Consider the following 20,123-nt stretch of genomic DNA (forward strand, 5'->3'; position numbering starts at 1 on the left):
AGGTCAGGTGCGCAGCATGCGCAGCTGCGCCAGGTGCTTGGGCAGGTGCACGCTGGTGTGCAGGTCGAGGGTGCGGCCCCAGGGAAGGCTGTCGTCGACGCGGAGGTCGAAGCCCTCGCGCAGGTGGGTCTCGACGGGGGTCTCCGCCGCCAACCCGAGCCGCTCCACGAGCGCGCACAGCTTCTGGCTCGTGCCGCGCAGCAGCGCGGCCAGGCCGTCCAGCCCGCCGCACTGCGCCACCAGCGCGTCCACCTGCGGGCGGTGGATGTCTTCCAGGTCATAGTAGGCGTACGGGGCGCCGGCCAGCACCGCCTCGGTCGCCTCGACCATCAGCTCGTCGTTCGCGGCGAGGTGCGCGACGATCTCCTCGGCGCTCAGCTGCCCCTCCGGCGGCGGGCCGAAGCCCCCCGCGTCGATCTCCGCGAGCACCTCCTCGTACGCCCGCCGCAGCCGCGCGCTGTCCATTCCCCCAGTCAACCCCGCCCCACCCCGACGATCACGCGGTTGTGGTGCCCGGTTCACCCGGACGAGGGGCTTTGTCCCACCACAACTGCGTGATCGTCGGGAACTAGCGACGGCGCTGGCGGGAGCGCAGGTAGTCGGAGACGACGTACTCACCGAGGTCGTCGGGGTCCGGTGTGAACATCCGGCCCTTCGACCGGCGGGCCACCGCGTCGACGAAGCGGCGCAACCCCGGGTCGTCGCCGAGCATGAACAGGTTCAGCGTGGCCCGGTACCGGGCCAGCCGGTCCACCTCCCGGATGGTCGCCTCGATCGTCTCCGGCAGCGGCGGCCAGTGGAACAGCGCCTCCCCGTCGTCCGGGTCGAGGTGGGCGGTCGGCTCGCCGTCGGTGACCACCAGCACCACCGGCTCGGCGTCCGGGTGCCGGCGCAGGTGCCGGCCCGCGAGCCGCAGCGCGTGCTGGAGGTTGGTGCCCTGCTCGTAGTCCGGATCGATGCCGGCCAGCTCCTGCTGGGTCAGCGGCATCGCCTGCCGGCCGAAGCCGATGATCTGGAGCGCGTCCTGCGGGAAGCGGGTCGCCATCAGGTGCGACAGGGCCAACGCCGTCTGCTTCATCGGCCCCCACCGCCCCTGCGAGATCATCGAGTACGACAGGTCGACGCAGAGCGCCACCGCGGCGGACGCCCGGCGCTCGGTCTCCACCACCTCGAAGTCCTCGACCGCGAGCTGCACCGGCACCCGCGGGCCGGCCCGGCGCACCGCCCGGGTCAGCGTGCGGACGACGTCCAGCGGCTGCTCGTCGCCGTACTCCCAGGGGCGGGAGGCGCCGCTCACCTCGCCGGCCGCTCCCGCGGAGCGCAGGTCGTGCTGGCCGCGCGGCCCGGCGGTCAGGTCGGCGAAGACCCGCCGCAGCGCGGTGCCGCCGAGCCGGCGCAGCGCCTTCGGGCTCAGCGTCAGCCCCTCGGCGTCGCGGGAGACCCAGCCCTGCCGGCGCAGCTCCCGCTCCAGGTCCCGCAGCCGCCGGACGTCATCGGCCGCGTCCCGGCCCAGCGTCCGGGCCACCGCGTCCACATCGACGTCGTCCAGCGTCGCGCCGGGGTGCTCCTGGTCGAGCTGGTCGAGCAGGTCGTCCAGCTCGGCGATCTCGTCGAGCGCGCCGGCCGCCTCGCCGTAGCCGAGGGGGCGTTCGCCCCGGACCCGCTCCCCCCGCCCCCAGCTCAGGTCGGGCCGGAGCGCGCGCAGGTGGGCGTCGAGCGCGGAGAGTTCACCGGCCAGCCGCTCGCCGAGCGACTGCCGCATCAACCCGGCCAGCTCCTCGCGCTGCCGGTCGGAGAGTGAACGCATCAGCCGCTCGCCGGCCGCCGCCCGGCGGGCCAGGACGTCGACCAGCTCGTCGACGTCCTTCGGCTGCTCCGGGAAGAACTCACCGTGCCGGCGCATGAACTCGGCGAACGCGTCGGTGGTGTCCTCCGCGCGAGCGTGGCGGGCCAGCAGGTCGTTCAGGTCGTGCATCATCTCGGCGAGCCGCTGCTGGGCCGCCGGGTCGGCGCTGGCCCGCACCGCGTCGCGCAGGCCGGCGAAGCGCTGCCCCAGCACGTCGTCGCGGAGCCCGTCGAGGATCTGCTGGTACGTACGCCGGGCGTCCTCGCTGGCCCACTCGTAGCCGGACAGCTCCTGCACCGCCCGCGCGGTAGAGCGGGGCAGATTGTCCAGCACCGCCTCGGCGAAACGCGCGGCGTCGTCGTCGCGGCCACGCAGCTCGTCCCGCTCGGCCGCGAGCGCCTGGTCGAGCAGGGCCCGCGACCGGGTCACCGCGCCGTCCAGGTCGCCCCGGCGCAGCGCCTCCCGGCGGAGCCGCCGGGCGCGTGCGGCCAGCTCGTCGAGCCCGCCACGCCCGTGCGGGCCGCGGCGCAGCAGGTCGCGCAGCGCCTCCCGCAGGCTGCCGCCAGCCAGCACCTCGGCACCGACGGCGTCCACCGCCTCGCGCACGTCGTACGGGGGCGCGAGCGGGTCCGGCCCGCCGCGCCACTGCCCGTACCGGAACCGGTTGCCGGCCATGCTCAGCCCCGGCCGCCGTAGACGGTGCGGCCGGAGTCGGTCACGTCCTTGCCGAGCCGGCGGGTCAGGTGCAGCCCTTCCAGCACGAACTCGACGCCCGCGGCCGCCTCCGCCGGGGTGGGCGCGTCGCCCATCCCGAGCCGGTCGAGCACCTTCGCCAGCCCCGGCACCGTGCCCACCTGGCGCAGCAGGTCGGCGGACCCGACCAGCTCGCCGGTCTCGATCGTGGTGCCCTCGGCGACCAGGTCCGTGAACCCGGAGAGGTCCAGCCCGGCCAGCCGCGCCCGGAACGTGTCGGCGGTGGCCGTACGCAGGAGGTGCGCGAGGATCTCGATCTCGCGCCCGTCCTCACCGCTCTCGAACTCCACCTTGCCGCGCAGCGTCGAGGTCACCGACACCGCGTCGCCCACGCGGGCGACCGGCGCCTCGGCGCGTACCTCCCCGTCGCCGGAAGCGGACGCGGCGGCGAGCAGCGAGGCCCGGCGCAGCGCGGCGGCGGCCACCGTCTCGGCGGCGGCGATCGCGAACCGGGCGGAGACGCCGGAGCGCGGGTCCACCGACGGCGACTCGCGCACCGCCCGGGCGAACCGGGCCAGCACCTCCAGCACGTGCTCCGGCACCTCGGCGACGAGGTCGGCCTCCTGGCGGATCAGGGCCAGCTCCAGGTCCAGGTCGACCGGGTAGTGGGTGCGGATCTCCGCGCCGAACCGGTCCTTCAGCGGGGTGATGATCCGGCCCCGGTTGGTGTAGTCCTCCGGGTTGGCGCTGGCGACCAGGAGCAGGTCCAGCGGCAGTCGCAGCTGGTAGCCGCGGACCTGGATGTCCCGCTCCTCCAACACGTTGAGCAGCGCCACCTGGATCCGCTCGGCCAGGTCGGGCAGCTCGTTGACGGCGAAGATGCCACGGTTCGTGCGCGGCACCAGGCCGAAGTGGATCGTCTCCGGGTCGCCCAGCGTCCGCCCCTCGGCGATCCGGATCGGGTCGACGTCGCCGATGAGGTCGCCGACGCTCGTGTCCGGCGTGGCGAGCTTCTCGCCGTAGCGCATCGAGCGGTGCAGCCACCCGACCGGCAGGTCGTCGCCGGCCTCCTCGACCCGAGCGCGCGAGGCGGGGGTGAGTGGGTGCATCGGGTGCTCGTTGAGCACCGAGCCGGGAATGACCGGGGTCCATTCGTCGAGCAGCGCGGCGAGGGAACGGATCAGGCGGGTCTTGCCCTGCCCGCGCTCGCCGAGGAGCACCAGGTCGTGCCCGGCGAGCAGCGCCCGCTCCACCTCGGGCAGGACGGTGTCCTCGTAGCCGACGATGCCGGGGAAGCGCGCCGTGCCGGCGCGCATCCGGGCGATGAGGTTGTCGCGGAGTTCCTGCTTGACGGTGCGGTAGCGGTGGCCGGCCGCGCGCAGCTCACCGAGCGTGCGGGGCAGGTCGGCCGGTGGAACCGGGATTACCGGGTTGGGCGCAGTCACCCGACCCACGCTAGCGCGGCCGGGGCGGGGGCGCCCGCGCGTTGACGGGTACCCCCGCTCCCACCCTCAGCCGCGCCCGCACCGCCGGCAGGTGCCCCGGCGACGCAGGTGGTACGCGTAGGTCGCCAGGCCCAGCGCCGGCCCCCAGGCCGGCCAGAGCAGCATCGGCGCGGTGGCCGAGCTGAACTGCGCACCGCCCAGCTCCCAGAACTTCGACTGCCCCACCAGCCCGAGCGTGGCCGCGGTGACCGCCACCGCGACCAGGGTGGCCGGGATCACGGCGAGCCGGACGGGCACCCGGCGACCGGCCAGGCCGACCATCCAACGGGGGAACCGTTCGCCCCAGCGCTGGACCAGACCGAGGGTGAGGACCGCACCGACGGTGGCGAACGCGCCCAGCCCGAATCCCGCCCAGACCGCGCCGTTCTCCTGCATCTCGGTGAGGAATTCACGGGAGATGCCGAGCGGGACCCCGGCCGCCCAGGCGAAGCGGGTCACCGCGTACGTCAGCGGGATGGCGGCGGCGATCCCGGCGGCCCACCGGCCCCACCGCGCGGCGGTGGCCGGGGTGGTCCAGCCCCGCTCGCCGTCGCCGCGACCGCAGGCCACGCACGCCCCGGCGGTACGCCGCTGCCAGGCCAGCACCGCACCGGCGAGCAGTAGGCCACCGACCACGGCGGCGAAGCGGGCGAAGAGCGACCAGGTGAAGACGTCGGAGTAGTCGTCCTGGTGCCAGCCGAACGGCGCACCGATGATCAGCATCGGGGCGTAGCCGAGCACGACCAGCACCCGGGCGTCCGGTACGACCAGGGCCAGGAAGGCCGCGACCGCCCAGCCGTAGCCGGCGAGCAGTATTCGCAGCGGGCGGGGTGGACGGGCGGCGGGGCGGCTCATGGCCAGCACGGCGACCGCGGCGGTGAGCAGCAGGACGGCGAACAGGGGCGGGCCGACCGGGACGGGGACCAGCCGGAGCAGGTTCACGTCGCCGTTCGGGTCGTTCGCGCCGAACGGGTAGCCGGCGCCGGTGATCGTGGCGAGCAGGGCGAGGACGCCCCAGAGGCCGAGCCAGCCGGCCGCGAGGGGGGCGAGTCGGTCGGGCCAACGAATGGCCGGGCGAGGTGGCGCATCGGTGATCGTCATGTCCTCAGCGTCGGCCGGCGCGTCCCGAAAACCCTCCCGGACGTCGGTGAACCCGCTCCCCCGGCCGGGGGATCTGTCAGCCCGCCGGGGTGACGAACCCGGACTCGTACGCGACGATCACCGCCTGGGTCCGGTCCCGCACCGCCAGCTTCGCCAGCACGTTGCCGACGTGCGTCTTCACCGTCTCCACCCCCACCACCAGGTGCGCGGCGATCTCCGGGTTGGACAGTCCGCCGGCCATCAGCCGCAGCACCTCGGCCTCCCGTTCGGTCAGCCGGGCGGCGCGCAGCCGGTCACCGCCCGCACGGCCGTACGCACCGACAAGCCGTCGGATCGCTGCCGGGAACAGCAGGGACTCGCCGGCCGCGACCACCCGCACCGCCTCCACCACCTCGGCCGGCCGGGCCCGTTTCAGCAGGAACCCGCTGGCACCGGCGCGCAGCGCGTCGTAGACGTACTCGTCGTTGGCGAAGGTGGTGACGACCAGCACCCGGGGCGGCTCGGCGGAGGCGGCCAGCAGGTGCCGGGTGGCCTGGATCCCGTCGATACCCGGCATGCGGACGTCCATCAGCACCACGGTGGGCCGGTGCCGGGCGACCAGCGGCAGCACCTCGGCGCCGTCCGCGGCCTCGGCGAGCACCCGCAGGTCCGGCTGGGCGTCGATGATGGTTCGCAACCCGACCCGGATCAGCTCGTCGTCGTCGACGATCAGCACTCCGATGGTCATCGCGCCTCCCGGTACGGCAGTCGCACGCCGATCCGCCACCGGCCGCCCGCCGGTCCGGCGGCGAGCTGCCCGCCGAGTAGCAGCACCCGTTCCCGCATGCCGTCCAGGCCACGGCCGCCACCGGCGTGCCCCGGGCGGCGCGGCGCGGGCAGCAGCTCGTTGACCAGCTCCAGCTCAAGCGCGTCCGGCCCGACGTCGAGCCGCAGCTCGACCGGGCCGCGGCCGTAGCGCGCCGCGTTGGTCAACCCCTCCTGCACGATCCGGTACCCCTCCCGAGAGACCACGGCCGGCACGGCCGCCAGGTCGCCGGTCCGGCGCTCGTCCACGGCCAGGCCCGCCGCGCGGGTGTCCGCCACCAGCCGGTCCAGGTCGGCGAGCGTACGCTGCGGCACCGGCGCGGGCCGGCGGTGCTCGGGCTCCCGGAGCACCCCGAGCACGTGGTCGAGGTCGTCCATGGCGTTCCGGCCGGCCTCCTCGATGGCGGCCAGCGCCCGGCGGACGAACTCCGGGTCGCTGTCCAGCACCGCGCGGGCCGCCCCGGCCTGCAGGGTCGCCACGGTGAGCGCGTGGCCGACGGAGTCGTGCAGTTCCCGTGCCAGCCGGTTGCGTTCGGCCAGCCGGGCCGCGCGGGCCTCCAGCGCGGCGATCCGTTCGGCCTGCGCCGGCCCGAGCAGCACCGGCGCCATGGTCGTGGCCAGCGTGCCGAGCCCGGCGACGGCGTAGCCGAGGCCGACGAGCAGCACCACCCCCGTGAGGGTGAGCCATCCGGTGTCCCGCCCGTCGAGCGGGCCGAACCGCTCCTCCCGGAGCAGCTCCACGCCGATGCCGAACTGCTGGGCGATGAACGCCAGCGCCATCGGCACCGTCATGAGCAGCGCGAGGACGAGCAGCCCACCGACCACCAGGTGGGTCGCGATCCAGAGGGCGGCGCGCAGCCGGGTCTCCCGGTCGGCCCGGTGCGCGGGGGCCGGATCCGGGAGGTCCACCCCGAGCAGGGCCCGGGCCGCCGCGATCTCCAACGCCCGGCTGCCCTCCAGCAGCAGTGGCACCCCGGCGATCAGAACGGCGACCACGAGCAGGCCGAGCCCGAGCGGCCGGGGCACCGCCGGCCCGGTGAGGACCTGCCGGAACGCCACCACGAGCAGCACGTACGGCAGCACGAGCACGCCGCCGAGCAGCAGGAAGACACCACGCCGCCAGGTGCTGGCGGCCAGCAGCGGTGCCAGGGCGGCGCGCGGGCTCATCGCCCCATTCTCGCGTCGACGCGGCGGGCGGCGACTCCCCCGTGCCGGGGAGATCTCAGCGGTGCTCGCGCACGTACCGCTCCGGGTCCTTGTCGTGGAACGTGAGGTTGCGGCCGTTCTTGTGCTCGCCGTAGAAGGTCAGCCACCGGTGCCCCAGCTCGGCCCGCAGCTCGGCGCTCGCGTGCCGGCGGAAGTCGGGCAGCGCGTCGTCCTCCTCCTCGGCGAGGTGCTCGCTGTTCTCCCGGCGGGCCCGCCAGACCGCCGCCCACCACTGGTCGCTGCCGACCGGGTGCACCTTGGACTCGGCGATCGCGTCGCGGATCTTGTTGTGGTCGCCGACCGCGTCGCTGGTCTCGGCCTCGCCGTCATCACCGTGGCGCACCAGGTGCGGGTAGAGGATCGCCTCCTCGGCCTCGGCGTGGATGTCCAGGTGCAGGGCGAGCGCCTCCCAGATCGCGAGCAGCTCCTGCTCGTCCCGGGCGTCGTCGAGCCGGGCGAAACCCCGCCGGAACGCGGCATGGTCGTCCATGATCATCGCGGTGATGTCGTCCATCTGGCCCCCCCGTTCGGATGCCGCCGTGGTGGTCAACTCCCGGGTGCGCGGCCGGGTGACGCGGCCCCGGGCGGGCGTAGGCTTCATGATCGTGACCTACCTCGCCGCGGACGACCGCTACGACTCCATGACCTACCGGCGCAGCGGCCGCAGTGGCCTGCGGCTGCCCGCCGTCTCCCTCGGCCTGTGGCACAACTTCGGCCCGGACCGCCCCTACGAGCGGCAGCGCGACATCGTCCGCCGCGCGTTCGACCTGGGGATCACCCACTTCGACCTGGCCAACAACTACGGGCCTCCGCCCGGCGCCGCCGAGGAGAACTTCGGCCGGATGCTCGCGACCGACCTGAAGCCCTACCGGGACGAGCTGGTCATCTCCAGCAAGGCCGGCTACCTGATGTGGCCCGGCCCGTACGGCGAGTGGGGGTCGCGCAAGTACCTGATCTCCTCGCTCGACCAGTCGCTGCGCCGGATGGGCCTGGACTACGTCGACATCTTCTACTCGCACCGGTTCGACCCGGACACGCCGCTGGAGGAGACGATGGGCGCGCTCGACGCCATCGTCCGCTCCGGCAAGGCGCTCTACGTCGGCATCTCCAACTACAACTCGGAGCAGACCGCCCGCGCGGCGGCCATCCTGCGTGACCTGGGCACGCCGCTGCTGATCAACCAGCCGTCGTACTCGATGCTGAACCGCTGGACCGAGGACGACGGCCTGCTCGACACGCTGGAGGAGGTCGGCGCGGGCTGCATCGCGTACAGCCCGCTGGCGCAGGGCCTGCTCACCGACCGCTACCTCGGTGGCATCCCGGCCGACTCCCGGGTGCGCACGAGCGTCTTCCTCAACGAGAGCGATCTCAGCGAGGAGCGGATGGCGACGATCCGCGGGCTCGGCGGGGTCGCCGAGCGGCGCGGCCAGTCGCTCGCCCAGCTCGCGCTCGCCTGGGCGCTGCGGGACCCGCGGATGACCAGCCTGATCATCGGGGCGAGCAGCGTGCCGCAGCTGGAGACGAACGTCGCGGCCCTGGACAACCTCGACCTCACCGCCGAGGAGCTCGCCGAGATCGAGCGCCTGCTGGGCTGAGGTCCTCCGGCCCTGCCACGGCCGGGAATCCCCGGGGTGGCCTCGGCGTTCTCATCCACGGAACCGACGAGACCCCACCCCGAGGAGGGTCGAGATGAAGGTACGTAGCTCCCTGCGCTCGCTGAAGCAGAAGCCGGGTTCGGTGGTCGTACGCCGCCGTGGCCGGACGGTCGTGGTGAACCGCGCCAACCCGCGCTGGAAGGGCCGGCAGGGCTGAACCACCCCGGATGGCGCCGTCGCGACAGCGACGGCGCCATCCGCTTTTCCGGGGGTCAGGCGCCGCGGACGCCGTTGACCGCCTGCATGATCACGTCAGTGACGGCCTGCGGTTGACTGACCATCACGACGTGGGACGCGTCGATCTCCGTGACGACGGCTCCGGCGCGCTCGGCCATCGTCCGCAGGACGTCCGTGCCGGCGGCCTTGTCACCCGTGGCGACCACGGCCCAGGACGGCAGGTCTCGCCACGCGGGCGTCCCGGTCGGCTGGCCGAAGGCGAGCGCGGACGCCGGCCGCTGCGTGGCCGCCATGACGGCGGCGTCCTTCTCCGGGATGTCGGCGGCGAACGCGCCGCGGAACTTCGCCGGGTCGATGAGGAACTCGCTCTCCATCCCCTGCGCGGTCGGGTACTTCACCTCCACCAGCGAATCGGTGAGCACGCTGTCGCGGGAGTTGCCCTCGATCGCCATGAGGCTTTCGCCCTCGTCCGGGGCGAATGCCGCCACGTAGCCCAGTCCGACCACGTTCTCGGCCCGGGCGGCGGCGTTCGTGATGACCGCCCCACCGTAGGAGTGCCCCACGGCCAGCACCGGGCCGTCGGTCTGTTGCAGGGCGCTGGCCACGTACGCCGCGTCCTCCTCGACGCCCCGCAGCGGGTTGCTCACGGCCTTCACCGGCACGCCGGCGGCCTGGAGGCGCTCGACGACGCCGTTCCAACTGGAGCTGTCCGCGAAGGCCCCGTGGACGAGCACCACGGTCGGGGTGCCGCCATTGGTCGAGGTCGCGCTGCTCATGATGAGATGCCTTTCGTCGTGGTCACGGCTCACCACACGCATCCCCGCCACGGTTCCCGTCATTCGCCGTCCTCGGTCCGGTTGTGCGCACCCCGGCGAGGACCCGCGCCCCGGCGGCGCCCGGGCGGGCCAAACCGGACAATCCTCTGATATGCGCTGTTAACATCGCCTCAGATCGCGCCGTCGGGGGTGGTTCCGGTGACGACCATCGGGAAGACCCCGACTCCGGCCACCGACCGGAGGGCGGTGACGTGGGAGGAACTCTTCTTCGACCTGTCCTTCGCGTTCGCCCTCACCCAGTTCTCCCGGCTGCTGCACGACGACCACGGGACCGCGCTCCGGCCGCGCCCGACTGACCGATCCCCTTGAATAGTACAGCGCCCGATGTACCATCAGGGCGTGCAGACATCGACGTACGGGCAGGTGCTGGCACGCTTCGGCCACGCCCTGTCGGATCCGACCCGGGCGCGGCTGCTGCTCGCCCTGCGCGACGGGCCGGGCTACCCGGCCGAGCTGGCCGAGCTGCTGGGCACCACCCGGCAGAATCTGTCGAACCACCTGTCGTGCCTGCGCGGCTGCGGGCTGGTGGTCGCCGCACCGGAGGGCCGCCGCACCCGATACGAGTTGGCCGACCCGCGCCTGGCCCACGCCCTGGCGGACCTGCTCGGTCTCGTGCTGGCTGTCGACCCGGCCGCGTGCCCCGACGCGGACGAGAGGGGCTGCTGCTGATGAACCTGCCCCTCATCGACCTGACACTGGCAGGCCCGTCGCCAGCGCGCCGTCAGGTGCTCGCCCGCCGGGTGCGACTGCTGGTCGCCGCGACCATCGCGTACAACGTCGTCGAGGCGGTCGTGGCGATCACCGCCGGAACGATCGCGTCGTCGACCGCGCTGATCGGTTTCGGGCTGGACTCGGTGATCGAGGTGTCCTCGGCCGCCGCGGTGGCCTGGCAGTTCGCCGGCCGCGACCCGGAGGCTCGGGAGAAGGTGGCGCTGCGGATCATCGCGGTCTCGTTCTTCGCCCTCGCCGCCTACGTCACGGTGGAGTCGGCGCGGGCGCTGGTCGGTGGCGCCGAGGCCGCGCACTCCAACGTGGGCCTGGTGCTGGCCGCGCTCTCGCTGGCGATCATGCCGGTGCTGTCGTACGCGCAGCGCCGCGCCGGCCGCGAACTCGGCTCCCGTTCGGCGGTCGCGGACTCGAAGCAGACCCTGCTCTGCACGTACCTGTCCGCCGTCCTGCTCGTCGGGCTGGGACTGAACAGCCTGTTCGGCTGGTCCTGGGCCGATCCGGTCGCCGCGCTGGTCATCGCCGCCGTGGCGGTCAAGGAGGGCCGCGAGGCGTGGCGGGGTGACGCCTGCTGCACCGTCCCGCTGACCGGCTCCCGCACCGCCGCCCCGGGCGGCGGGCACCCCACCGAGGCGGGCGACGCGTGCGGCTGCCGACCCGGCTGCTCCTGCTGCTCGACGGAGGCGAGCTGACCCCACGGACCCGCCGGTGGTGCGGGCCGGACCGACCCGCCGAACGACGAAGGGCGCCCGTCGTTTTCGACGAACGCCCCGACCGCGAAGGGTGGAGCCGAGGGGACTCGAACCCCTGACCCCCACACTGCCAGTATGGTAACGATTCTGTCACGCCGTTCCGCCGGATGCCGACAGGTGCTTTGATCAGGGAAAATTCTCTACGTCAAATCACACCCCCTGTCGCCACATGTCGCGCAATGATGACTATTTAATCTTGGGCTGTGACCACCAATGTGACCACGATCGGCGTGGGAGGCTTCGTGCCATCCCGTCCGCCCACCCTCCAGGTAGCGCTACCCGATGCAGTCGACGAGAGCGTTGCAGCCGCGACAACATTCGTGCAGACCGCCTGAATTTGACCCTCCCACATGCACACCTGGGCGGATTGTTCCTGCTTACCCAAGCGCTACCGTCGGTGGCTCAAAGGGCGCCCCTCCCTGTCGAACGGGGTGATCCACACACGCACCTGCGCGGATACCTGGGATTGAGAGCGGGTCCAGTCCGGGGCGGAGTTCCGGTTACTCCCCAGCAGTGAGCCGCCGGCAGCCAGCCACCATAGCCGGGCGCGCTTTGATGGCGATCCGAAGCCGCTCGACAGCGGCGGCCAACGCCTGGGCCGCTGCCGGTCGAGTCGGCCACCACTGGCCACGAGGTCCAGAAGCCGCCCTTTCCAGAAGGGTCAGCGGTGCATCGTCAGGTACACCCGTCAGAGCATCTCGGCTTTCAGGAGGACCGCGTATGCCACCCGATCCCAGTGCTCACTTGGCCAGCCGCCCGCCTGCCGTCGTTGCTCGGCCAGGTCAACAAGGTCGGTGTACGCGGCCCGAATGTCGGCGGCCAACTCGATATCCAACACGGCTGCCAACTTGTGGACGCTGCGTTGGGCCAGTTCGGGATCGTAGGTGCCCCTCATCTGCACCACCCTAAACCGGTGATCGGCTGAGCTTTTGCTGCCTGGTTGATAGTGCTGGCCGTGGGAGTCCGCGGCCCAGGGCCTGAGCATCCGGCTCAGGCCCCGGGCTGGCGTCATGAGCTACTCAGCCTGAGAGGGCGGTCCGCGGTAGCTTGATCTGATCTATGCGTTGCGTCTGGTGGATGGCCTTCCGGCGGGGTCGCTATAGATAGCAGTGGGTCGATGGGTTGAATGTCAGTTCTGGTCGTGACCGTCGGGCGGCTGTGGCGTTAGCCCGGTCATGGGTGATCGAAAGCCGTACCCCAGTGACGTCAGCGACGAGCAGTGGGAGCTGATCGGACCGTTTCTGCAGGCATGGAAAGCCAAGCGGGTCGCGGTCTCGGTATCGGGTCGTGAGAATGACTATGACCTGCGGGAGATCGTGGACGCGATCTTCTACCAGAACCGGACCGGGTGTCAGGGCTCGGCCGTAAGCGCGCGCGCTGCGTGAACGCTCAACTCCCCAACCAACTGCTCGGCCTGGTCGGCACCGGTGGCACGGGCCTGGATCCGGGTAGCGACCCCATCCCGCGCCAGCAACGCCGTGCAGATATATGTCGGCCGCTCCGGACCGTCCTCATCGACCACCTCGCAGAACATGAGCTGGCCGTCCAGCCCGGCCAACTTGGGCAAGTGCCGCTCGCCGAGGAAACGGTGCAGTCCCTCGCGTTCCCGGTACGTGCCACAGCCCAGCTTGCCGCGGACTTGGGCGACAGCCTCGGCCGCCGAGATCACGCCCCAGGCGCCGGAGAACTGTTCGATCTCGAGATCCGGGCCGGTCCACTCACGACGCTGCCCGAACGCGCTCAGGTAGACCCCGTCGCCCGGACGGTTCCCGCAGACAGGCGACAGGACGTCGTCGGCGTACGGCGACTCCAGCGGCACGCTCCGAACATCGGCGACATCAAGATCTGGCCCGATCAGCACCTCGCCGATCTGCTCCTCGACCCCTGGGGCGAAGTCATGAGGTGACTGCACCCCGGTAAGCGCAGAGCTCGTGCTGAGCGGGGCCGCCGACGACCGCTGCCCGCCGGCCGAGGAACTGCTGCTGCTGTTTAGCCCGCAGGCTGCGGTGAGGAGAATCCCCACCGCAGCCGCCAGGGCCGGCAGTGACCGGCGCAGGCTCGTCACCAGCGCTGCCTGTACGGTTCGGTCACTACCGCGCTCTTGGGCGATCCTGCTTTCCACACCACGTCCTTCACCATAGAGCCTGAGGAGTTGAAGCCCTTCGCCCAGCCCAGCTCAGCAAAGCGGCCGTTCCAGGGGGCTCTCGCTGCCACGGCATGACCAGCGCGGCCCGGATCAGGCAGAGCGGCGCGAAACTCCCTCTGGTTCCCCGCTACTCACCGGCCCCGACTCGTCCACCTGGCACGGATCTGGCACGGCCTAGCTCGGCGGGCTCTGGCTGACTCGGCTGCTCGCGCCACTGACCACCGTCAGCCCGGATCAGCCGCTGAACCATCTTGCGCGCCTCTTCCTCGTCGCCGAACTCCCAGCGGAGCACCCTGCCTGTCTCGGAGTCGCCGGACCGCGCCGTGACTGCCACCGCACCTCGCGAGTCAGCCAAACGTCGCGGCGAGTCAGCCGACCCCATGAGCCGTTCCACCAGCGTGCCACCTGCACGGTTGCCCCGGTGCGTCACCTCGGCCGGGGACGGAGGGCTGCCTAGTGGGGGGCAACACCAAGGGTCGCAAGCGCCGATTCGGCAACGTGCGCAAGTTGCCGTCCGGTGCGTGGCAAGCCCGCTACGCCGGCCCGGACGGATTGCCCCGGAAGGCACCGCACACCTTCGACACGAAGCGGGCCGCCGAGCAGTGGCTAGTTGAGACCGAGGCGGAAATGCTGCGCGGGGAATGGCTCGACCCCGATGCCGGAAAGATAACTCTCACCGAATACGCCGATCGATGGCTACGTGAAGGTGACCTCAAGGTACGCACGCGGGAAGAGTACGCCCGGCACATTCGGCTCCACGTCCGGCCCCAGCTCGGCGACCAGGCGCTAAACGCCATCACCGCGCCGCACATTCGGAAATGGCGCGCGGACCGGCTAGCCGACGGGATCGGCAAACCGACCGCGGCAAAGACCTATCGCATTCTCCACGCGATCTTTGCTACCGCCGTTGATGCGACCTGATCCGCCGGAATCCCTGCCGCATCAAGGGTGCCGGCCAGGACAAAGCCGAGGAACGACCTACCGCCACGCTGCAACAGGTGTTCGCTATCGCCGAGGCCATCCAGCCGCGCTACCGCCTACTCGTCCTCCTGGCCGCATTCGCGCAACTGCGGTTCGGTGAGTTGGTGGCGCTGCGCCGCCGGGACATCGACCTACGCGCGATGGAGCTGCGGGTACGCCGCGCGACGGCCGAGATGGAGGACGGTACGCAGATTGACAACGACCCGAAATCCGAGGCGGGGAAGCGGCCGATCAGTCTGCCGCCCGGTCTACGCGGCGATGTTGAGTGGCACCTGGCACAGTTCGCCGAGGGTGGCCCAAACGGGCGGCTGTTCCTTGGCGCTCAGGGCGGAATCCCGCGCCGCCGCAACTTCAACCGCGTATGGCGCAAGGCCCTGGCCGCCGCAGGTATCCCGGAAAGCCTCGGGCTGCACCTCCACGACCTACGCCACACCGGGAGCACGTGGTCAGCACAGAGCGGCGCGACACTCAAAGAACTGATGGCGCGCATTGGGCACTCCAGCACCCGCGCCGCCATGATCTACCAACACGCAACCCGTGACCGCGATCACGCCATCGCTGCCGCCCTGGACGCGCTGATCGAGGAAGCGAGAGGCAAGATCAGCGTCTGATCTGGCACGGATCTGGCACACATCGGCCCTAGAAGATCAGAAATGACAAACGCCCTGGTGGGGGATTCGGTCCCTCACCAGGGCGTTTTGCTTGGGTGGAGCCGAGGGGACTCGAACCCCTGACCCCCACACTGCCAGTGTGGTGCGCTACCAGCTGCGCCACGGCCCCTTGCTGTCGTCCCCGGTCGCCCGGGCACTGGCGAAACTATACACATGCCGGCCGCGAGGGTCATCTCGCGGGGGTCCCCCTCGGCCGGCGGACCGCCCGCCCCCGTCCCGGGCTCAGTTCATCAGCACGTCAGGTGGGAAGTGCGCCACGGCGGCCATCATTCCGCCCTGGCGGCGCAGCACCATGGGCCACAGGTCGTCGGGCCGGTCGACGAAGGCGTCACCAGGCAGCGCGTCGAGCACGAACCAGGAGCCCTCCTCGATCTCCTGCTCCAGCTGACCCGCGCCCCAGCCCGAGTAGCCGGCGAAGACCCGGATGCCACCGATGCTCTCCCGCAGCCGCTCCGGGTCCACCGACAGGTCGATCGTGCCGACCGCGCCGGAGACCTGGTGGAAGCCCTTGAGGCGCTTGACGGGGTGACGCATCCGGGCGAGGCAGATCGCGGAGTCCGGCTGCACGGGCCCGCCCTCGAAGAGCACGGCCGGGTGACGGGCCAGGTCGCTCCAGTCGCGGAGGACGTCGGCCACCGGCACCTCGGTGGCCCGGTTGAGCACCACGCCGAGCGCGCCGTTCGGCTCGTGCGCGACCAGCAGCACCACCGTACGGTCGAAGTTCGGGTCCTTCAGCGCCGGAGTCGCGACCAGCAGCCGCCCGGTCATCGACTCCATAGCCCGCCCGCCGATCGCCTGGCCCTCTCCGTGCATCTCACACACCCGTCACCCGTGCTGCCCGGCACGGGAGTCGTCGCCGGGCACCCACCCTGTCAATGCCATGCCTGGCACCATAGCCTGCGTTCAGGGCGCTGGCTAAGGTCTGACCGGCGCTGATCCGGAGCGGGAGAGGGAGCGGCAGATGGTTCCTACGGCCGAGATCGCGGTGATCGGCGGCTCCGGCCTCTACGCGCTCCTGGACGGGGCCACCGCCCACGAGGTGGAGACCCCCTACGGGCCGCCGTCGGACGCCGTCACCATCGCCGAGGTGGGCGGCCGGCGGGTGGCGTTCCTGCCCCGGCACGGCCGGGATCACCGGCATCCGCCGCACCTGATCCCGTACCGGGCGAACCTCTGGGCGCTGCGGTCCCTCGGGGTGCGCCAGGTGCTGGCCCCGTGCGCGGTCGGCGGGCTGCGCCCCGACCTCGGCCCGGGCACCTTCGTCGTGCCCGACCAGCTGATCGACCGGACCAGCGGGCGGACGCAGACGTACTACGACGCCGGCGCCGTCCACGTCCCCTTCGCCGACCCGTACTGCCCGAACGGTCGCCGCACCCTGCTGGCGGCCGCGGCGGATCGGGGCGTGACGGCGGTCGACGGCGGCACGGTGGTGGTCGTCGAAGGGCCGCGCTTCTCCACCCGGGCGGAGTCCCGGTGGTACGCCTCGATCGGCGCGACGGTGGTCAACATGACCGGCCACCCGGAGGCGGTGCTCGCCCGCGAACTGGCCCTCTGCTACGCCAGCATCGCGCTCGTCACGGACCTGGACGCCGGCCTGACGGCCGGCGAGACGGTGACCCAGGCGGAGGTGTTCCGGGTCTTCGGGGAGAACACGGACCGGCTACGCGGGGTGCTGCTGGACGCGCTCGCCGCCCTGCCGGTCGAGCGGGACTGCGCCTGCGGGCACGCGCTGGACGGCATCCGGCTGCCCTTCGCGCTGCCCTGAGCAGGTCCACACGGCCGGTAGCGCCCCGGAGACCCCGCACACAGCGACGGGGAAACGCCCGACCTGCCCGTCTGGTCCCGATAGATTCGGGATCGTCGGGGGCAGCCAGCCATCACCGGCGAGCCGCAGCAGACGCCGCGACACGAAGGCAGGTGGCGATGGCAACCGTCCGGGACACCACGTACGACCTGCTGCGCGGCCTCGGCATGACCACCGTCTTCGGCAATCCCGGCTCCACGGAGGAGCCGTTCCTCCAGGAGTTCCCCGCCGACTTCCACTACGTGCTCGCGCTGCACGAGGCGTCGGCGGTCGGGATGGCCGACGGGTACGCCCAGGCCACCGGCCGCCCGGCGCACGTCAACCTGCACACCGCCCCCGGCACCGGCAACGGCATGGGCAACCTCGTCACGGCCTGGCACAACAAGACCCCGCTGATCGTCACGGCGGGCCAGCAGACCCGCGAGATGCTGCTGCTCGAACCCCGGCTCACGAGCCGCCGCGCGGCGGAACTCACCCAGCCGTACGTGAAGTGGGCCTACGAGCCGGTCCGCGCGCAGGACATCCCGGCGGCGCTGCTGCGGGCGTACGCGACCGCCGTGCAGCCGCCCGCCGGCCCGGTGTTCCTCTCCCTGCCACTGGACGACTGGGCGCAGCCCGCCGACCCGCCGCCGCCGCTGCGCTCGGTGGCCACCCGGTACGCGCCCGACCCCGAGCAGCTCGGTCACTTCGCCGCCGTGCTCGCCGCGAGCCGCTCGCCCGCGCTGGTGTTCGGCGCGGCGGTGGACCGGGCCGACGGCTGGCCCCTGGCCGCCGCGCTCGCCGAGCGGCTCGCCGCCCCGGCCTGGTCGGCCCCGGCGCCGGAGCGCGCCGGCTTCCCCGAGGACCACCCGCACTACCGGGGGGTGCTGCCGTTCGCCATCGGCCCGCTCGCCGAGGCGCTGCACGGGCACGACACGGTGCTCGTGGTGGGCGCCCCGGTCTTCCGCTACTACCCCTACGTCCCGGGCTCCTACCTGCCCGACGGGGCCCGGCTGCTGCACGTCACCGACGACCCGGACGAGGCCGCGCGGGCGCCGGTCGGCGACACCCTGCTCGCCGACCCGGGGCTGGCCCTCGCCGCGCTGGTCGACCTGCTGCCGACGGCGGACCGGCCGCCACCGGAGCCCCGCCCCACCCCGACGCCGCCCGAGATCACCCGGCCGCTCACCGCGGACGCGCTCTTCGCCGCGCTGGCCGCACAGTGGCCGCAGGACGGGGTGCTGGTCCAGGAGAGCCCGTCCAACCTGCCGGCGCTGCGCCGGCAGCTGCGGATCACCCGGCCGGCGTCGTACTTCACGATGGCGAGCGGCGGCCTGGGGTACGGCCTGCCGGCGGCCGTCGGGGTGGCGCTCGCCGAACGGGACACCGGCCGCGAGCGACCGGTGATCGCGGTGGTGGGTGACGGCTCGTTCCACTACTCGGTGCAGGCCCTCTGGACCGCCGCGCGGCTGCGGCTGCCGCTCGTCGTCGTGGTGCCGGTCAACCAGCAGTACGCGATCCTCAAGGCGTTCGCCGAGCTCAAGGAGACCCCCGGCGTGCCCGGGCTGGACCTGCCCGGTCTGGACATCACGGCGGTCGCCTCCGGGTACGGCTGCGCCACCGCGGTCGTGGAGACACCCGAGCAACTCGGCGAGGAGTTCGCGAAGGGGCTCCGCCGCGACGGCCCCACCGTGCTGCCGGCGCCGATCACCACCGACCTGCCGCGGATCATCTGACCCCTGTGGAGCCGAACCGCAGCGGGGCTCCGGTGAGGACGTCCAGGACGGCCCGCGCGCCCAGCGGCGCCTTCAGCGTGGCGGTGACGGGCGCGAGCACGAGCTGGTCGGTGCAGACCCCGGTGGCGCGGGTGACGGCGCCGCCGAGGACCACCACGTCGTCGTGCTCCCGTACGAGCGGGGTGATCCCGGTGTCGCAGGCGCCGACGCCCAGCCGGTAGGTGATCCGGTTGCCGTCCACCGTCTCGAGGTCCTGGGCGCCGACCACCCCGGCGGGGGCCGGCCGGGTCGGCGCGGCCGGCTCCGGGGCGGCGGTGACCGCGTCCGGGGCGACCGCCAGCCGGGCCACCGGGCTGGTCAGCTCCTCGACCGTGAACAGCCACGCGGGCACCCGCGCCTCGCCGCGGCTGGTGCGGACGGGCGCCGTGCCGAGCCGGACGGCGGTGACCGTGAGCGGGACGCAGGCGGCCTCCGGGGCGCTGGCGACCCAGCCGTCCGGCCCCGGCTCGATGGTGGGCCCGCCCTTGGTCCGGGGCGGCGCCTTCGGCCGGCCCGGGCACGGCGGCGGGTCACCCTGGTCCAGCTCACGGTAGGCGTCGGCGGCGCTGATCAGGGGCACGGTCAGGGCGCCGTCCGGGAACCGGATCTCGCCGTCGGCGGGCCGGGCCGCGGGCATCGCGATCTGTTCCCGGTACCAACCGGCCAGGAAGGCCGTCTCGGTGGCAGCGGTGAACCCGGGGTCCCCGGTCAGCAGGGTCGGCCCCTGCAGCGGCACGTACCCGCTCGTCCAGGCCGGGCCCGGCCGCCAGGCCTCCGCCACCTCGGTGGCCCGCTGGGCGAAGTCCTCGCCCGGCTGGTCGCGCACGAGGCCGCCGGTGGGGAGGGTGGTGTGCGGGGCGTCGGCCGGCGCGCAGCCGGCGGTGAGCAGCAGCGGCAGGCCCAGGAGGAGAACTGATCGGCGCATGCGAGGTTGGACGGGCCACCCGGGCCCCCGGTTCCGAGCAGGATGGCCCGGCGAGGACGCCTGCCGGACGGGCCTCGAGACGACTGTGCGCCCCGGTCCGCGTGGACCGGGGCGCACAGGTCAGGTGGTGGAGGTGCCGGGAATCGAACCCGGGTCCTTCGCCGCCTTGTCAGGGCTTCTCCGAGCGCAGCTCGCTGTGCCTCTACTCGGCCCCTCCGATCACGCGAGCGAGTCGGTGTGACGGGCCCAGTCGCTGATTGATCTCGCCGCACGGACCCCGCGACCGGGTCCGATTGGCCAGCCTCCTAGCTGATGCCGGCTAACTGGGTCGAAGGCACTCCCAGGCCGACAGACTTGCTACTCGCCTCAGGCGGCGAGAGCGAAGTCAGCGCGATTCTGCTTGGCGCTTATTGTTTTCCGACGAACGATTCACGAGACGACGTCGGCTTCCTCGGCTCGCTTCCCCTGCCGCAACGTACGAAGTCGAAACCAGTCACCCCCTCGACAGGCTGCCCTGTCGGCAGCACCGTCTAGCCTAACGCCTACCGCAACGGGTTTCATC

Annotated in this window: 21 protein-coding genes, 2 tRNA genes, 1 other RNA gene and 1 pseudogene; 10 read left to right on the top strand and 15 right to left on the bottom strand. The window is 72.6% G+C overall.

The window, feature by feature from the left end:
• Positions 1–3 precede the first annotated feature (3 nt).
• The 7 genes from SM573_RS04715 to SM573_RS04745 form a co-directional block, all read right to left on the bottom strand.
• Complete coding sequence (locus SM573_RS04715; protein WP_474611883.1) at positions 4–465, bottom strand: hypothetical protein; 462 nt, start codon at positions 463–465, stop codon at positions 4–6.
• A gap of 103 nt (positions 466–568) precedes the next feature.
• Positions 569–2,521, bottom strand: a complete 1,953-nt coding sequence (locus SM573_RS04720; protein WP_474611882.1) for a VWA domain-containing protein — start codon at positions 2,519–2,521, stop codon at positions 569–571.
• Between the two features lie 2 nt (positions 2,522–2,523).
• Positions 2,524–3,993, bottom strand: coding sequence for a magnesium chelatase ATPase subunit I (locus SM573_RS04725; protein ID WP_474611881.1), 1,470 nt, complete (start codon positions 3,991–3,993; stop codon positions 2,524–2,526).
• 57 nt (positions 3,994–4,050) lie between these two features.
• On the bottom strand, positions 4,051–5,124 hold the full coding sequence (locus SM573_RS04730; protein ID WP_474615555.1) for a hypothetical protein: 1,074 nt from the start codon (positions 5,122–5,124) through the stop codon (positions 4,051–4,053).
• A gap of 76 nt (positions 5,125–5,200) precedes the next feature.
• Entirely contained in the window at positions 5,201–5,851 is a 651-nt protein-coding gene (locus tag SM573_RS04735) for a response regulator transcription factor (RefSeq protein WP_474611879.1), read from the bottom strand.
• The gene (locus tag SM573_RS04740; RefSeq protein ID WP_474615556.1) at positions 5,848–7,095 is read right to left on the bottom strand and encodes a sensor histidine kinase; all 1,248 of its coding nucleotides are present in this window, start codon (positions 7,093–7,095) and stop codon (positions 5,848–5,850) included. Before SM573_RS04740 ends, SM573_RS04735 begins: the two co-directional genes overlap by 4 nt.
• Positions 7,096–7,150: 55 nt before the next feature.
• On the bottom strand, positions 7,151–7,648 hold the full coding sequence (locus tag SM573_RS04745) for a hemerythrin domain-containing protein (RefSeq protein WP_474615557.1): 498 nt from the start codon (positions 7,646–7,648) through the stop codon (positions 7,151–7,153).
• 85 nt (positions 7,649–7,733) lie between these two features.
• Between SM573_RS04745 and mgrA the strand changes: the two genes are divergently transcribed.
• Both mgrA and SM573_RS04755 read left to right on the top strand, forming a co-directional pair.
• Positions 7,734–8,729: an L-glyceraldehyde 3-phosphate reductase gene (gene mgrA, locus SM573_RS04750; protein WP_474611876.1), complete on the top strand. Its 996-nt coding sequence runs from the start codon at positions 7,734–7,736 to the stop codon at positions 8,727–8,729.
• A 94-nt stretch (positions 8,730–8,823) separates the two neighbouring features.
• Positions 8,824–8,946, top strand: a complete 123-nt coding sequence (locus SM573_RS04755) for a 50S ribosomal protein L36 (protein WP_474611875.1) — start codon at positions 8,824–8,826, stop codon at positions 8,944–8,946.
• Positions 8,947–9,001: 55 nt separating this feature from the next.
• Here the strand turns inward: SM573_RS04755 and SM573_RS04760 are convergent, their stop codons facing one another.
• Positions 9,002–9,742 carry an alpha/beta fold hydrolase gene (locus tag SM573_RS04760; RefSeq protein WP_474611874.1) on the bottom strand — a complete coding sequence of 247 codons (741 nt, stop codon included), beginning with the start codon at positions 9,740–9,742 and terminating at the stop codon, positions 9,002–9,004.
• A 198-nt stretch (positions 9,743–9,940) separates the two neighbouring features.
• On the opposite strand from SM573_RS04760, the gene SM573_RS04765 reads away from it, so the two are divergent.
• Genes SM573_RS04765 through SM573_RS04775 form a run of 3 tightly spaced genes read left to right on the top strand, consistent with a single transcriptional unit; the run spans position 9,941 to position 11,220 of the window.
• The gene (locus SM573_RS04765; RefSeq protein ID WP_474615558.1) at positions 9,941–10,111 is read left to right on the top strand and encodes a hypothetical protein; all 171 of its coding nucleotides are present in this window, start codon (positions 9,941–9,943) and stop codon (positions 10,109–10,111) included.
• Positions 10,112–10,126: 15 nt separating this feature from the next.
• Positions 10,127–10,471, top strand: coding sequence for an ArsR/SmtB family transcription factor (locus tag SM573_RS04770; protein WP_474615559.1), 345 nt, complete (start codon positions 10,127–10,129; stop codon positions 10,469–10,471).
• Positions 10,471–11,220: a cation efflux transmembrane domain-containing protein gene (locus tag SM573_RS04775; RefSeq protein ID WP_474615560.1), complete on the top strand. Its 750-nt coding sequence runs from the start codon at positions 10,471–10,473 to the stop codon at positions 11,218–11,220. Before SM573_RS04770 ends, SM573_RS04775 begins: the two co-directional genes overlap by 1 nt.
• A 92-nt stretch (positions 11,221–11,312) precedes the next feature.
• Here SM573_RS04775 and SM573_RS04780 read toward each other — a convergent pair.
• Positions 11,313–11,385 (bottom strand) — tRNA-Ala (locus SM573_RS04780).
• Between the two features lie 583 nt (positions 11,386–11,968).
• Positions 11,969–12,175 (bottom strand): hypothetical protein, encoded by a 207-nt coding sequence (locus SM573_RS04785; RefSeq protein WP_474611870.1) that lies wholly within the window; start codon positions 12,173–12,175, stop codon positions 11,969–11,971.
• Positions 12,176–12,455: 280 nt separating this feature from the next.
• On the opposite strand from SM573_RS04785, the pseudogene SM573_RS04790 reads away from it, so the two are divergent.
• Positions 12,456–12,635, top strand: a pseudogene (locus tag SM573_RS04790) (transposase); the annotation flags it as partial.
• Here SM573_RS04790 and SM573_RS04795 read toward each other — a convergent pair.
• Positions 12,632–13,402: a hypothetical protein gene (locus tag SM573_RS04795; protein WP_474615561.1), complete on the bottom strand. Its 771-nt coding sequence runs from the start codon at positions 13,400–13,402 to the stop codon at positions 12,632–12,634. The pseudogene SM573_RS04790 and the gene SM573_RS04795 sit on opposite strands and share 4 nt — an antisense overlap.
• Positions 13,403–13,882: 480 nt before the next feature.
• On the opposite strand from SM573_RS04795, the gene SM573_RS04800 reads away from it, so the two are divergent.
• Both SM573_RS04800 and SM573_RS04805 read left to right on the top strand, forming a co-directional pair.
• Entirely contained in the window at positions 13,883–14,347 is a 465-nt protein-coding gene (locus SM573_RS04800) for a tyrosine-type recombinase/integrase (RefSeq protein WP_474615562.1), read from the top strand.
• A gap of 77 nt (positions 14,348–14,424) precedes the next feature.
• Positions 14,425–15,018: a tyrosine-type recombinase/integrase gene (locus SM573_RS04805; protein WP_474615563.1), complete on the top strand. Its 594-nt coding sequence runs from the start codon at positions 14,425–14,427 to the stop codon at positions 15,016–15,018.
• 96 nt (positions 15,019–15,114) lie between these two features.
• On the opposite strand, the gene SM573_RS04810 is transcribed toward SM573_RS04805, so the two are convergent.
• Positions 15,115–15,187: transfer RNA gene (locus SM573_RS04810), tRNA-Ala, on the bottom strand.
• A 113-nt stretch (positions 15,188–15,300) separates the two neighbouring features.
• A complete protein-coding gene (locus SM573_RS04815; RefSeq protein WP_474611866.1) occupies positions 15,301–15,891 on the bottom strand; it encodes a YqgE/AlgH family protein in 591 nt (196 codons plus the stop codon).
• 148 nt (positions 15,892–16,039) lie between these two features.
• Between SM573_RS04815 and SM573_RS04820 the strand changes: the two genes are divergently transcribed.
• Together SM573_RS04820 and mdlC are read left to right on the top strand one after the other, a co-directional pair.
• A complete protein-coding gene (locus SM573_RS04820) occupies positions 16,040–16,843 on the top strand; it encodes an S-methyl-5'-thioadenosine phosphorylase (protein ID WP_474611865.1) in 804 nt (267 codons plus the stop codon).
• A gap of 158 nt (positions 16,844–17,001) precedes the next feature.
• On the top strand, positions 17,002–18,597 hold the full coding sequence (gene mdlC / locus SM573_RS04825) for a benzoylformate decarboxylase (protein WP_474611864.1): 1,596 nt from the start codon (positions 17,002–17,004) through the stop codon (positions 18,595–18,597).
• On the opposite strand, the gene SM573_RS04830 is transcribed toward mdlC, so the two are convergent.
• Both SM573_RS04830 and ssrA read right to left on the bottom strand, forming a co-directional pair.
• Positions 18,590–19,561: a hypothetical protein gene (locus SM573_RS04830; protein WP_474615564.1), complete on the bottom strand. Its 972-nt coding sequence runs from the start codon at positions 19,559–19,561 to the stop codon at positions 18,590–18,592. The two genes, mdlC and SM573_RS04830, sit on opposite strands and share 8 nt — an antisense overlap.
• Positions 19,562–19,686: 125 nt before the next feature.
• Positions 19,687–20,062: a transfer-messenger RNA gene (ssrA, locus tag SM573_RS04835) on the bottom strand.
• Positions 20,063–20,123 lie beyond the last annotated feature (61 nt).

The organism is Micromonospora xinjiangensis, assembly GCF_056150165.1.

Coding starts and splice junctions, on each gene's coding strand:
- mdlC (WP_474611864.1), top strand. CDS start 17,002: ATGGCAACCGTCCGGGACACCACGTACGACCTGCTGCGCGGCCTCGGC.
- SM573_RS04740 (WP_474615556.1), bottom strand. CDS start 7,095: ATGAGCCCGCGCGCCGCCCTGGCACCGCTGCTGGCCGCCAGCACCTGG.
- SM573_RS04755 (WP_474611875.1), top strand. CDS start 8,824: ATGAAGGTACGTAGCTCCCTGCGCTCGCTGAAGCAGAAGCCGGGTTCG.
- SM573_RS04760 (WP_474611874.1), bottom strand. CDS start 9,742: ATGAGCAGCGCGACCTCGACCAATGGCGGCACCCCGACCGTGGTGCTC.
- SM573_RS04720 (WP_474611882.1), bottom strand. CDS start 2,521: ATGGCCGGCAACCGGTTCCGGTACGGGCAGTGGCGCGGCGGGCCGGAC.
- SM573_RS04820 (WP_474611865.1), top strand. CDS start 16,040: ATGGTTCCTACGGCCGAGATCGCGGTGATCGGCGGCTCCGGCCTCTAC.
- SM573_RS04815 (WP_474611866.1), bottom strand. CDS start 15,891: ATGCACGGAGAGGGCCAGGCGATCGGCGGGCGGGCTATGGAGTCGATG.
- SM573_RS04770 (WP_474615559.1), top strand. CDS start 10,127: ATGTACCATCAGGGCGTGCAGACATCGACGTACGGGCAGGTGCTGGCA.
- SM573_RS04730 (WP_474615555.1), bottom strand. CDS start 5,124: ATGACGATCACCGATGCGCCACCTCGCCCGGCCATTCGTTGGCCCGAC.
- SM573_RS04830 (WP_474615564.1), bottom strand. CDS start 19,561: ATGCGCCGATCAGTTCTCCTCCTGGGCCTGCCGCTGCTGCTCACCGCC.
- SM573_RS04775 (WP_474615560.1), top strand. CDS start 10,471: ATGAACCTGCCCCTCATCGACCTGACACTGGCAGGCCCGTCGCCAGCG.
- SM573_RS04785 (WP_474611870.1), bottom strand. CDS start 12,175: ATGAGGGGCACCTACGATCCCGAACTGGCCCAACGCAGCGTCCACAAG.
- SM573_RS04715 (WP_474611883.1), bottom strand. CDS start 465: ATGGACAGCGCGCGGCTGCGGCGGGCGTACGAGGAGGTGCTCGCGGAG.
- mgrA (WP_474611876.1), top strand. CDS start 7,734: ATGATCGTGACCTACCTCGCCGCGGACGACCGCTACGACTCCATGACC.
- SM573_RS04735 (WP_474611879.1), bottom strand. CDS start 5,851: ATGACCATCGGAGTGCTGATCGTCGACGACGACGAGCTGATCCGGGTC.
- SM573_RS04745 (WP_474615557.1), bottom strand. CDS start 7,648: ATGGACGACATCACCGCGATGATCATGGACGACCATGCCGCGTTCCGG.